The sequence below is a fragment of the Methylobacterium sp. D48H genome, assembly GCF_053345715.1.
The window spans coordinates 237,175-249,919 of the sequence record NZ_JBKFAP010000007.1 but is presented as its reverse complement, the minus strand read 5'-3'; the positions used below and the strand labels follow the sequence as shown (position 1 = coordinate 249,919).

General features: G+C 69.5%; 11 protein-coding genes. 5 read left to right on the top strand and 6 right to left on the bottom strand.

What is annotated here, in order from left to right; all coding sequences use genetic code 11:
• Positions 1-229 precede the first annotated feature (229 nt).
• Both ACLBX8_RS15385 and ACLBX8_RS15380 read right to left on the bottom strand, forming a co-directional pair.
• Positions 230-502, bottom strand: a complete 273-nt coding sequence (locus ACLBX8_RS15385) for a hypothetical protein (protein WP_042672101.1) — start codon at positions 500-502, stop codon at positions 230-232.
• An 85-nt stretch (positions 503-587) separates the two neighbouring features.
• Positions 588-1,505: an SGNH/GDSL hydrolase family protein gene (locus ACLBX8_RS15380; RefSeq protein ID WP_447715450.1), complete on the bottom strand. Its 918-nt coding sequence runs from the start codon at positions 1,503-1,505 to the stop codon at positions 588-590.
• A 465-nt stretch (positions 1,506-1,970) separates the two neighbouring features.
• Between ACLBX8_RS15380 and ACLBX8_RS15375 the strand changes: the two genes are divergently transcribed.
• The 4 genes from ACLBX8_RS15375 (at position 1,971) to ACLBX8_RS15360 (ending at position 8,919) form a co-directional block, all read left to right on the top strand.
• The gene (locus tag ACLBX8_RS15375) at positions 1,971-3,077 is read left to right on the top strand and encodes a lipase family protein (protein WP_447698811.1); all 1,107 of its coding nucleotides are present in this window, start codon (positions 1,971-1,973) and stop codon (positions 3,075-3,077) included.
• A 140-nt stretch (positions 3,078-3,217) separates the two neighbouring features.
• Positions 3,218-4,657 (top strand): hypothetical protein, encoded by a 1,440-nt coding sequence (locus ACLBX8_RS15370; protein WP_447698812.1) that lies wholly within the window; start codon positions 3,218-3,220, stop codon positions 4,655-4,657.
• Between the two features lie 274 nt (positions 4,658-4,931).
• Positions 4,932-6,149 (top strand): flagellin N-terminal helical domain-containing protein, encoded by a 1,218-nt coding sequence (locus ACLBX8_RS15365; protein ID WP_447698813.1) that lies wholly within the window; start codon positions 4,932-4,934, stop codon positions 6,147-6,149.
• 328 nt (positions 6,150-6,477) lie between these two features.
• Positions 6,478-8,919 (top strand): PAS domain S-box protein, encoded by a 2,442-nt coding sequence (locus tag ACLBX8_RS15360; RefSeq protein ID WP_447698814.1) that lies wholly within the window; start codon positions 6,478-6,480, stop codon positions 8,917-8,919.
• Positions 8,920-9,258: 339 nt separating this feature from the next.
• Here ACLBX8_RS15360 and ACLBX8_RS15355 read toward each other — a convergent pair whose 3' ends face one another.
• The 4 genes from ACLBX8_RS15355 to ACLBX8_RS15340 form a co-directional block, all read right to left on the bottom strand.
• Complete coding sequence (locus tag ACLBX8_RS15355; RefSeq protein ID WP_447698815.1) at positions 9,259-9,705, bottom strand: lysozyme inhibitor LprI family protein; 447 nt, start codon at positions 9,703-9,705, stop codon at positions 9,259-9,261.
• Between the two features lie 101 nt (positions 9,706-9,806).
• The gene (locus ACLBX8_RS15350; protein ID WP_020094546.1) at positions 9,807-10,127 is read right to left on the bottom strand and encodes a YbjQ family protein; all 321 of its coding nucleotides are present in this window, start codon (positions 10,125-10,127) and stop codon (positions 9,807-9,809) included.
• 42 nt (positions 10,128-10,169) lie between these two features.
• On the bottom strand, positions 10,170-10,574 hold the full coding sequence (locus ACLBX8_RS15345; protein ID WP_447698816.1) for a lysozyme inhibitor LprI family protein: 405 nt from the start codon (positions 10,572-10,574) through the stop codon (positions 10,170-10,172).
• A 50-nt stretch (positions 10,575-10,624) separates the two neighbouring features.
• Positions 10,625-11,677 carry a hypothetical protein gene (locus tag ACLBX8_RS15340; protein ID WP_447698817.1) on the bottom strand — a complete coding sequence of 351 codons (1,053 nt, stop codon included), beginning with the start codon at positions 11,675-11,677 and terminating at the stop codon, positions 10,625-10,627.
• 767 nt (positions 11,678-12,444) lie between these two features.
• On the opposite strand from ACLBX8_RS15340, the gene ACLBX8_RS15335 reads away from it, so the two are divergent.
• A complete protein-coding gene (locus ACLBX8_RS15335; RefSeq protein ID WP_132366510.1) occupies positions 12,445-12,702 on the top strand; it encodes a hypothetical protein in 258 nt (85 codons plus the stop codon).
• The last annotated feature ends 43 nt before the right edge of the window (positions 12,703-12,745 follow it).

Here is a 12,745-nt window from a genome sequence, read left to right as displayed (position 1 = left end):
GGGGGCATTGCAGAACATCCGCCAGGCCAGCCAGCAGACCGCGGCCGGCACCCGGCAGGTCGAGGCCGCCTCCGCCAACCTCACCGAGCTCGCCCAGGCCCTCATGGCCCTGGCCGAACGATACCGGAACTGATCCGCCGCTCCGACCGTCCTCCTACGGCTACGGCCCGATCGTTCGGACCGCACTCTCCTTGTCCGGCTGGTCCGGATCGGCGGAGGCCGGAGACACTCAGCCGCGATGCGCCGGCCGGTGCGGCGCCTGTCGCCGGGACGCGGTCGCGGCGCGCGCGCGGGCTGCCCGGACGCGCACGATGTCGGCCATCCCGACCGGTCGCGGCGGTGCCTCGCCGGTGAACGGCATCCGGCTGTGAACGTCGCCGTAATAGTCCGACCCGCCCATCCCGAAGCCGCCGGCGACGACGGGTCCGTCGAGGAGCGGCTCTCCGGCCGACGCTCCGGTGGCGATGAGGACGAGGAGTGGGACGGCGAGGAGGAGGCGCATGATCACATGCGTACACCGTCCTGCGTCAGCTTCGCGGCGGCGGCGGTCACGATGGCGTGCGCGCTGCCGGCCCGCGGCGCTGCCCTCAGGTGTCCGGGTCGACGCCGCGATAGCGCGTGGGATGCGTGCGCGCCTTCTGCCAGCCGGTCCGTCCCTGAGCGAAGCCGACCTCCAGGAAGTGGACGAGCGGGTTGACGCCGGCCACGCGAACATCCGGGTTCGCGTCGAGATACCCGTCGGTGCTGAAATGCCCGCTCGGGTCACGGCCCTCGCGCCAGCCGAGATCGAGGTAGTGTCGCGCCGGACCGTGGGGATACTGGCACGTGTCGGCGTACCAGCTCCTGTAATAGGCCTCATCGAAGCCCGGGAGCGGGCGCTCCAGATAATGATCGAGACCGTACCGGTCGCGGATCTGGCCGGCGACGCGCGCGGCGACGGCCGCGTAATCCCGCAGATGCGTCCCTTCGACGAAGGCCTCGTCCTCGGCGAGACCGAAGCGCGCTCCGCGCAGCGCCGCGAACGGGTCGAAGAACGAGACCCCCCGGCGTGCGCAGACGGCGCGGAGGAGATCGGAATAGACCTCGACCGCGGCGGGATCGCGCTCGGTAACCCTCGAGGCCGGCGTGGGCGGCAGCGCCGAGACCAGCGTGTCGAGGGCGAAGGCCTGGAAGCGGTCGACGATGCGATCCGCGTGGTCGGAGAAATCGACCGTCGCCGATCGCCCGAGCGCCGACGGCGAGCGGATGTCGTTGGTCCCGACGAACAGGACCGCCAGGAAGGCCGGCAGGGGCGCACGCAGCAGATCGAGGGCCCGGCGGTAGGAGCGGGCCGTCGCACCCGCGAGCCCGGCATTCAGCACGGGACGGGAAACGACCGGCCGCGGCATGTGAGCCGCGTGCGAGTCGCCGGCGAGCACCACGCAGCCGCTCGGCGCAGCGTCGAAGACGGCCTGGATATGGCCGATCCTGTGACGGCGGAGGGCGCCGCTGCGGAGCGCCCTCACGGCCTCTGACAAACCCATACGAATCTTGAACACCGCCCCCGCGTCCCGCACCGTAGGAGGCTCAGTTTTCCCAAGTCCAGTCCCTCCCGAGCGCGAAACGGATTTTCGGCGCCGCCGGTGTTGCCGGGCGACAGTGCCGGGAATGCCGCCCGGATCATGAATGCTGGCCGGTGGCGGAACCAGATTCGCCGGTGCGCTGTTGTGGAGCCCTCCGCGATGGTGCAATGGAGCCGCCCCTGCGGGCGCCGTCGACCGCCACGAATCCCTCTCGTGCTCTCGTCCTCGATCGATCACATGGTCCGCGGCTACTTATCGTTCACGCCCTTCAAGTTGAGAGACCTTCATCCGGCACCAGTGGCGCGGCGACATGTCTTTTTCATTCACGGATTCGACGCCCGCAGCGGCATCCGCTTCCCCGCCTTCTTCAAGCGGGAGCTTCACCGTCACGCGACCCGGTTCGGGGCGATGCCGCGCGCGGTCTCGGAGATCCGGACCGATCCGGATGGTCTGACCCGGAGCTGGACCGTCGACGCGCCCGCCGACGGCGACGGTGCGGCGGTCCGCTGCGAGACCCTGATCTGGAGCGATATCGTCCATGCGGATCTCGCGCGTCCCGTGTCGCGCAAGCTGGCTCTGCTGGCGCGGAGCGTCGCGGCGGGGCTCGCACAGGGGTTGGTCTTCAAGACGTCCCGGTTCGGATGGCCCTACACGGTGCTGACGGCCTTCCCGTTCTTCGTCGCCTTCGTGGCCCCGGCGCTCCTGATCGCGGTCGGCACCGCGATCTACGCTACGTTGAGCCCGTCGGCGCCGACGGAAACGGTCGGCGTGGCGCTGCTTCTCGCGGCCGCGGCGCTCGCGCTCCTGTACGGCGCCAAGAAGGCGCTCGGGCGCCTGTTCTTCTGGCACATCCTGAGCATCCGGATCTTCTTCTGGCAGCACGCGACCGGTCGGCGGCCGGATTACGCGGACCGGGTCGCGGCCTTCCGGGACCGTGTCCTGGCCGAACTGGCCCACTGGCGCGCGAACCCCGCGGACGCGCCCGACGAGGTCATGATCGTCGGCCATTCCCTCGGCGCAGCCATGGCGGTCGAGGTCGCCGCGCAGGTCCTCGCGCGCCTCGGGACCGACGATCGAGGGCATCCGCGCCTGTCGCTCGTCACGCTCGGCTCGGGGCTGCCCTTCGTGGCGCTCCAGCACGAGGCCCGCGCGCTGCGCGACGACATCGCCACCCTCGTCTTCAGCGACCGCATCGTCTGGTGCGACTACCAGGCCCCCCAGGATTGGCTCAACTGCTACGGCTTCAATCCGATCTTCGATCTCGGATTCGGACGACCCGCCTTCCTGGCCTGCAACCCGCTCATCCGTTCCGCCGGGGTCAAGGACAGGATACCCGAGGACGACTACAAGCGCCTGCGCCTCAAGCCTTTCCACATGCACTTCCAGTTCCTGAAAGCCAATTTCAGGCCGGGGGAGTACGATTTCTTCGAGATGATCCTCGGGCGGCAATCGCTGCTCGACCGCGCCCTGCGGCCGGTCTGCCGCCGCGCGGTCCCGCCCGCGCAGGGCGCGTGATCGCGTCCGCGGGAGACGCGTCGGGACACGATCGGAGCCGCCGGTCCGAGCCGCCGGATATCAGACGGCCACATTCCGGTCGTCAGCACGCCGCCGGAATGTCTCGGCATCACGGAGTCAGGAGCGGACCGGTGGGAGCGATGGGATTGAGGACGCTGCCGGCTCTCGTTGCGCGGAAGGGCGCTCGCGTCGGGATGCTCCTGGCGGTGCTCGCCGTCCCGGTCGCGGGCGAGGCCGGCTGGAAGGGGCCGGAGGCGCAACCGCTGTTCGTCAACGAGGCCAATCCGGCCGGCTACAACTACGCGCCGAGCGTCATCACCGAGAACGGGACCACCGACATCTGGTGGTGCGGTCAGGGCAAGACGGACGTCATCTTCCATCGTTCCTACACGCCGCAGACCGGCTTCTCGCCGGCGCGGATCGTGTTCCAGCCGACGCCCAACTCCTGGAACCGGCAGTACGTCTGTGATCCCAGCGTGATCCGGGGCCGCTTCGTCAACCCGGCGGACGGGCAGACCTACGCCTACGCGATGTACTATTCGGGCGCCGACAACCTGCCCGGGAACAACAACCAGACCGGCCTCGCCTTCTCGAACGATAAGGTGACGTGGGTCGACTACCCGGAACCGGTCATCAAGCCGATCAACCCGGTCGTCGCGCAGGGCAATTACGGCACCGGCCAGCCGGCGACCTTCTCGGACGGTCGGTCCGGCCTGTTCGTCTTCACCACGGATCTCACCGGGCCGCAGGGGGTGCCGGGCTTCGGGGACCTCTACGTCCGGCACACGGCCGACGGTGTGCATTTCGGGGCGCCTGCGCGAGTCCCCAACGCCACGACCGACGGCTCGACCATCAACCCGAACTCGGATTTCGCCTACGATCCCAAGACCGGCGAGGTCTACGTCATCACCGGGTTGCCGGGCCGCGTGTGCCAGCAGGTGGCCTGCAAGGATCCGGGGCGCAATCCCGACCGGGAAACCTACCAGATGGGGCTGTTCAGGATGCCCCTGAAGGCGGTGCTGAGCGGGGCGCCGGCGGCGTGGACACCCCTGGGCTACCTGAACTCCGACGTCACGGGCTTCTACCTGAACCACAGTCCCGGCTTCCAGCGCGACGGGGCGGGGTTCCTGACGCCGTTCCTGCCGGACATCACGGTCTTCTTCTCAGGGGGTGACCCCTATCCCGGCACGTGGCGGATCGCCGAGGCGCGGCGGCCGAAGGGCGCCGACCGCCTTCCCCTGCGGCGCGCCTTCGGGCCCGGCGGCCACTGGGTGACGACCGGCTATATCGGGCCGGGCTACACGATCGAGCGCAGCCTCGGTACCGTGTTGACGCTCCCGGCGCCCGGGACCGCGATGCTGATGAGCTGCGCGGCAGGACAGGACCACTTCCTCAGCCGCGACCCGCGATGCGAGGGCCAGACACCGCTCGGGCAGACCGGCTACGTCTACGAGGCGCAGAGGCCGGGGAGCCACCTGATCTACCGTTGCATCGCCGGAGGCCGCGATCATTTCGTGTCGACCGTCCCGGACTGTGAGGGTCACGTGTCCGAAGGGATGCTCGGCTACGCGCTGGACTGAGAATTCGTCGCGCCGCGAGGCGGCAGCCGGATCGCCTGATCCGCCCGCGCCGGACGGGATGGACTCCCGCCGCTTCAAGTCTCCAATGACCTCCTGGTCGGGACGCCCCTGATCGATGCCGTCCGGGACTGGCTTGCGCGCGCGGGCCGTAAACTTTCCGGTAACGCTACCGGCGCGGCGAAAATACTCGCGCGCTTAATCCGGACTTAACCCTAACCGGTATTCTTAGTCATCCCCGAGAATCGGGTTGCTCCGGTTGGAAAGATAGCGATCCATGTCCTCCATCACCCTGTCGGCCGCGACGCGCCAGAACCTGCTCTCGCTGCAGGACACCGCCCAGCTGATGGCGACCACCCAGAACCGGCTCGCGACCGGCAAGACCGTCAACTCCGCCCTCGACAACCCGACCAACTTCTTCACCTCCCAGGCCCTCGACGGACGCTCCTCGAGCCTGAACTCGCTCCTCGACGGCATCTCCAACGGCATCCAGTCGATCCAGGCCGCCAACCAGGGCATCACCTCGATCCAGAAGCTCGTGGACCAGGCCAAGTCGATCGCCAACCAGGCGCTCTCGACCCAGCTCTCCACCACCGGCACCGCCGCCAACGCCTACAGCGCCAGCACCGCCTCCCAGACGGTGCTCCTGACCATCAACGGCAGCTCGGTCTCGGCCACGGTCGCCGCCTCCTCGAGCGTCAACGCGACGGTCGCCGCCCTCAACGCCGCGGTCAGCTCGGCCTCGACCTCGTCGAGCGGCGCCTTCGGCGCCGGCGCGATCTTCTCGGTCGACAGCACCGGCACCAAGATCGTCCTGAACGCCCAGGCGGACGTGGAATTCCAGAACTCCGGCAGCCAGACGGCGCTCGGCTTCACCGCCTCGGCCACCACCGCCTCGACCTACGGCACCGCCGCCAGCACCGTCGTGTCCAGCGACCTGTCGATCTCGGGCGTGACGCAGCGCGCCTCGCTGGCCAATCAGTACAACAACCTGCTCAACCAGATTACGCAGCTCGCCAGCGACGCCAGCTACAACGGCGTCAACCTCATTGCCGGCAAGGGCAATGACATGAACATCAAGTTCAACGACACCGGCAGCTCGAACCTGAACGTCGCCTCGGTCGACGCGACCTCCAGCGGCCTGGGCCTGTCGTCGATCACCAACTCGAACAGCTCGACCAGCCAGAACGGCCTCGGCAACTTCCTGCTGAACGCCGATGTCAACAAGACCCTGGCGGTCCTGACCACGGCCGGCGCGGCCCTGAACTCCGCGGCGAGCACGCTGGGCTCGAACCTGTCGGTGGTTCAGAACCGCCAGGACTTCTCCAAGCAGCTGATCAACGTGCTGCAGACGGGCTCGGCCAACCTGACGAACGCCGACCTAAACCAGGAGGCGGCCAACTCGCAGGCGCTGTCGACCCGCCAGTCGATGGGCATCTCGGCCCTGTCGCTGGCCAACTCCGCCCAGCAGGGCGTCCTCCAGCTCCTGCGGTAAGCGACACGCACCGCGTCGACCGAGCGGCCGGAGTCGAACTCCGGCCGTTCGCGTTCGCGGGGTCCCGAGGCCTGATCCGGCCGGAACGCGAGAGACCGGTCCCGGCGGCACGTCCGCCCGCAGCCCGCCGCTGTCCCCCGGATTCCCGTGGACGCAGCGCCGGTCATCGCGGGTCAGGAACCGGCGGACCCGCCCCCTTCCGGCATCGCAGGATCCGAACGCCCGGTGGCCGACGCCGGCACTGTCGGGACCAGAGGCCACACCCCCTTCTCGCATCCGCGTGCCGGTTGCGGTTGGACGCGGCGGCGGCTCCGGATAAGACCGGGCCATGAGCATCGAAGATCTTCGGGGGGAGGTCGAGCGGCTGCGTCGGCGCGAGCGCGCGCTGGTTGAGGAGAACGCGCGCCTGCGCGCGTCACAGGCCCCGGTCACCGCCCCGACAACCACTCTGGCCGGAGTCGGCACCGCCCGCTCCGATCTTCTGTTCACCGCCGCCGACAAGACTCGGATGGCGATGATCGTCACCGATCCGAACCTGCCCGACAACCCGATCGTCTTCGCCAACCGCGCCTTCCTGGAACTCTCCGGCTACTCGGCGGGGGAGCTGATCGGGCGCAATTGTCGCTTCCTCCAGGGGCCCGCGACGGATCCGGCCGATGTCGCCCGCATCCGCGATGCCATCGCCGCGCGGCGCGACGTGGTGGTCGAGCTGCTGAACTATCGGCGCGACGGCAGCACCTTCGTCAACGAACTCTACATCAGCCCCGTCTTCGGACCGCTCGGCGAGTTGCTGTTCTTCTTCGGCAGTCAGCTCGACCTCACCCGCTTCCGGCAGCGCGAGGCGCAGGCTGTCGAGCGGACCATCGCGCCGCGGCATGCCGGGGCGGACGACGCGGTGGGCTTCTGCATCGTCGAGCTGCGCTTCGACGGGGATGGCAGGGCCGCGGATTACCGCGTGGTGGAGACCAACGCCGCCTTCGAGGATCAGTCCGGCCTCGGCGCCGCGGCGGGACGCTGGATGAGCGCGCTCGAGCCGGACCACGCCCGACGCTGGTTCGACACCCTCGGTGACGTGGCGCGATCCGGGCACAGCGCCCGGTTCAAGGGAGCCCTGTCGCGAACGGGGCCCATCCTCGATGTCCGCGCGATGCGGACCGGTAGCGGGACGCAGTACCGCGTCGCGATCCTTCTCGAGGATCCGGCGGCCCGGCAGGCGGACGAGGAGCGGCGGGAGGCCCGGACGCGCGACCGGAAGATCGAGCATGACCTGGTCTGGCGGACGAGCCGCGATCTTCTCGTGGTCTGCGCCCTCGACGGAACCTGCCAGGCGGTCAACCCGGCCTGGACGGAGCTGCTCGGGTGGCCGGCCGGCAGCTTGGTCGGCATCCGCATCGATACCCTGATCCATCCGGACGACGGCGAGACCGCGGCCAGCGCGTTCGAGACGCTGCGGACCGGCCACACGCTGTCGGACCTCGACGTCCGGTTCCGGACCGCCGACGGCGCGTACCGTTGGATCGCCTGGAACGCCATCGCGCGCGGGGACCGGTTCCACGCGACAGGGCGCGACGTCACGGAGCGCCGCGCCCTCGAGGAGCAGCTGCGTCAGTCGCAGAAGATGGAGGCCGTCGGGCAGCTCACCGGCGGCGTGGCGCACGACTTCAACAACCTGCTGACCGTCATCAAGTCGTCGACCGATCTGTTGAAGCGACCGGGCCTCAGCGAGGATCGGCGGGGCCGCTACGTCGACGCCATCGCCGACACGGTCGACCGCGCCGCCAGATTGACCAGCCAGTTGCTGGCCTTCGCGCGCCGGCAGGCACTCCGACCGTCGATCTTCGACGTGGTGCAGTCGGTGGCCGCCATCGCCGACATGGTCGGCACATTGACCGGCGCGCGCATCCACGTCGCGACCGACACAGATGCCGGCACGGACGCGGACGGCCGCAGGCTGCGCTGCCACGTCGATGCCGACCCCAGCCAGTTCGACACGGCCCTCGTCAACCTCGTTGTGAACGCCCGCGATGCCATGCAGGGCGAGGGCCGCCTCGTGATCAAGGTGCGGCGTGCGGACCGCATCCCGGCGCTGCGGGCGCATCCGGCCGTGCCCGGCGATTTCGTGGCCGTGTCGGTTTCGGATACCGGCTCGGGCATCGAAGCGGACCTCCTCGAACGCATCTTCGAGCCGTTCTTCACGACGAAGGGCGTCGGCCACGGCACCGGCCTCGGCCTCAGCCAGGTGTTCGGCTTCGCCAAGCAGTCGGGCGGTGACGTCGCGGTCGACAGCGTCGTCGGCGTCGGGACCACCTTCACGCTGTTCCTGCCGCGGTCCCACCAGGCGGAGGTCCAGGAGGGCGTGCCGGACGAGCCGGAGCCGCTCGCCGAGGGTCACGGCACGCCCGTCCTCGTGGTGGAGGACAACGAGGAGGTCGGCGCCTTCGCCCGGCAAGCCCTCGTGGAACTCGGCTACAGGGCTGTCTGGGTGAAGGACGCGCAGGCGGCCATCGCCACGATCGAGGCGAGCGGCCAGGAGATCGAGATCGTCTTCTCCGACGTGGTGATGCCGGGCATGAACGGTGTCGATCTGGCCCGGGAGATCAGGCGCCGTCGTCCCTACCTGCCCGTCGTCCTCACCTCCGGCTACAGCCACGTGCTGGCGTCGGAGGGCACCGACGGCTTCGAGCTCCTTCACAAGCCCTACTCGGTGGCCGACCTCAGCCGGGCGCTGCGCAAGGCGCTCCGGGAACGGTCGGCGCTGACCTTCGGCTGACGAGGCCGCATCCGACCGGACCGACGCGCGTTACGTCCCCGACCGCCCGAAGATTCGGACAGGACACCGCACCATGTCGTCGGATACGCCGCGTCCCGGGGACGACCCGCTGCCTCCCATCGACGATCCGCTGCCAGAGCCCGCACCGCCCGACGGGGACCCGCCGGCCGAGCCGCCGGCGCCGCGTCCTCCCGGTCCCATCGAAGCGGGGTGAGATCGGGCGCCGGACGGCCGCCCGTCCGCAGGCGGACGAGGACTGCATCGGGGCCGCAGGAGCTTCCGGCGGAACCGAAGTGTCCACCGGATCGCGACGAGCTGTTGACGATGCCGCGCCGCTTCTCAATGCAGCGGGTAGCGGCTCAGCAGGTCGTCCGTCCTCTGGACGGTCTTGTCGTAGAGGCAGGCGGGCAGCGCCGCGTTCGCGCCGCTCCCGTTGGCCCACTCGCTGTCGGTCAGGTCGCCGCAATCCGCGTCCCGGAAGGCGATCCAGGCCCGCTGCGCCCGCTCGAGCCGCGTCTTCCAGAGCGCCCTGGCGTCGGGGTCCGGCGTGCGTTCGTCGTGATCGATCACCGACATCGCCTTCCTGTAGGCCGCGTTGAGCTTCGCGTCGGCCTCCTGCAGGGCGCGGGTCATGCACGCCGTCGTGCCCGGCGTGGAGGTCTCGGTCAGACACAGTTTCGCGGACGGCTGGTCGGCTCCGGCGGTCGTCGGCACGGCGAGGCAGGCGAGCAGCCCGGCAAGGACGGGGGCCGAGGCCTGCAGCAGGCGTGGGCGCTTGTGACTCATGGCTTTGGGATCCGGTTCGCGCGTCGCATCGACCCGGCTGCGGGGTCCTGCGCGCGGCGGGTGACGGCGGGTCGGAGCGGAACGCGGCCCGGGCCGCGACCTCAGCGTGCCTCGACGACCACGGCGGTGCCGTAGGCGACGACGCCCATCATCGACTGGTCGGTGTCCGCGGTATCGAAACGCATCATGACGACGGCGTTGGCGCCGAGTTGCGCCGCGTTCTGCGCCATGCGGTCGATCGCCTGCGACCGCGCCTGCTCGATCAGCTGGCTGTACTCGCTGATCTCGCCGCCCATGATGCTGCGCAGTCCGGCGGTGAAATTGCCCACCGCACCGCGGCTGTGCACCACGGCGCCGAAGCAGGGGCCGCGGACCTCGCGCACGTGGTAGTTCGGAATGTTCTCGGTCGTGACGATGATCATGGCAGCTCGCTCAGGCGGGTTGTTGGGAAAGACGGGAGGCAGTCAGGGCGAGCACGACAGGTCGCCGCCCGGGCACTTGATCTGGGCTGCCAGGTCCTGGATCCGCTGGCGCGTCAGCGTGATCTTGCACGCGCCCAGGAGCATCGGGGCGATGCTTCCGTTGTCGTCGGGCGTCAGCGTGTTGAAGCCTGTCCGCAGGTTGCACTCGGAATCGCGGAAGGCGATCCAGGCGCGCTCGGCGGCGACCAGATTGCGTCGGCCGTTCTCGTCGAGCTTGCTGCGCAGGGTCGCGTAGCGGCGGTTCAGCTCCGCATCGGCCCGGTCGAATTCCTGGGCCGTGCAGGTGTTGGCGTCCATCTGGTTCGCGGAGGCGCCGCAATCGACCTCCGCAGCGTATCCGGCGGTCGGGACGAGGATCACGGCAGCGAGAAAGGCGTTGCGCAGCATGGCGGACTCGGTGCGGGAGAGGGCGGACGACACGGCGGCCGATGCGCAGATCACGGGTCGTCGGACGCCGGCTGCGCGTCGCGGGCCCGGAAGCCGTAATAGCCGCGGTCGGCGTCGTAGAGGACGTCGAAGCCGTTCAGGACGTGCAGCCCCGTGTTGACGAAGGGCTGCGGGCGCATCGTGTTGAGGACGATGCGTTCGGGAGCGAGCGGCGCGGCTCGGTCGCCGACATCGATCGCGTAGCCGGCCGCGTCGCCGAACTGGAAGCCGAGACGCGTTCCCGGGCGGAGCACGGCGTGATCGCCCGCATCGGCCCGGAGGCTGTCGGCGACCTGGGACGGCGGCAGCGTCAGGAACATGCCGGTGACACCGGTATCGAGGAGCGCTCGGCCGCAGGCGGCGGGCTCACGGGCGTCGACGGTGATGCAGACGGGAACGCCGAGCCAGTCGCCCGGCACGTGCGGGTGCGGGTCGAGCTTCACGAAGCGGTAGCGGCCGCGCGTGTTGGCGCGCGTCAAGCCGACATGCACGCCGCGTCGGGTCAGCACGTAGCCGCGGTGCACCGAACCGGGTCCCGGCGGCTCCGCGTTGAGGAGCGGATTGGTGTCCGGCGTGCTCTGCGTCTGGCTGTCGTCCTCGCGGCCGAAACCGATCCCCATCATCGCCACGTGGGCCGGCGCCACCTCGGGCGTGCAGCTGCGGGCGCGCGCGGTGCAGTCGATCCGGTCGACGGCGAGGACCCGGATGGGCTGCGTGACCACGCTCGCTCCATCGCGGCCGACGATGGAAACCGGGACGCGCACCCAGCGTCCGACCATGATCCGGCCGGAACTCGAGTAGGTCAGCCGTCCGGGCTCGCTCGGCAGGCTCTCGTTGTCGGGAATCCGAGCGGCTGAGACCACGATGCCGGTCGAACCGGTATCAACGAGCACCGGACGAGGCTCGCCGCCGAACGACAGGCCGAGGCGCGGGGACTTCGTGATGGCGTCGCCGGGTCGCGGCGCGTTGAGGAAGGGCAGGAAGATGCCGCGTCGGTCATCGCCGTAGCTCGGCCCATCGTCGGCCCGCGCCGACATCACCGGGCCGAGCAAGGCCGCGCTCACGATCCCGACGCCGAGGAGAGCCGAGACCGATCGGGTGTGAGGGGCCTGAGGACGGACGGTCAGGCAAGCTGAGCGCGGAGGATGCTGAAACACCTGGCACATGTCGGCCCCGGGAGATGTCGTTTCCGAGTCGACACCGCGCGCGATCCGCATCGGCGTCGAGAACAGCTCTGCAGTCCGCGCACGGTTGCGCAGGCGTGGTGGACCGGATTCGGGCGTTCGGCGGCGAGAGACTGTCCACCCTCAGGCGGTCGGGAGCACGATCCGGTCCGCCACGCGCGCAGCCGGTGCCACCACGAGAGATTTCATGAACACCTCTCAGATGAAGAGAAGCACCTAACAGTATTCGTCGTCCATCGCATAGGCTCTCAGTGATCAGTGGACACTGTATTGACCCCTCTCCGATCCCGGGTCAACGAATCGTGAGAAATAGTGTTACCGGTTCAGTAAGCCGGGATGGCTTGCGGCGGATGATGAGCATTCGACGCCGTCGCGTCGCGTGTTCTGGGCCGAACGCAGTGCCCGCGTCGCTCTCGATCGGAGCGCGCCGACGGTCCTGTGGGTCAAGGCTGATCGGGGTGACCCTGCCGTCAATGGCGAGGGGCATCGCCGCCGTCGGGCGGTTACCGGACGACCGACGCCATTTCGGCCGCGCCTGCCGGAAGAAATTTTTCGCGGCACGCCGCGCCGTCCGCACGAAACTGCGTCTGGCCGGCCCATGCCCCTGTCGAGGCGGACGATCCACCGCCAGATCAGGGAGACCCGAGATGACCAAGACCAAGATCCTCGTCCTCACCGCCAGCCTTCTCTGCGCCGCGGGTCCCGCCCTCGCCCAGGAGGCCGCGCCGCAGCACGGGAACCAAGAGTTCCTCGGCGTCGATCTCGACAACGGCGGCGTCTATTACAACGGCCGCAACTCCGGCCGTTACTGCGTCTACCGCACGGTCGAGGTCTACAATCGCTACACCGGCTACTTCGAGGCGCGGCGCGCGCGCCGCTGCGGCCGCGGTCTCTACCTGCCGTGAGGAGCGAGACCATGCTGACCGCCCTCTCGCCGCTCCACCTCGC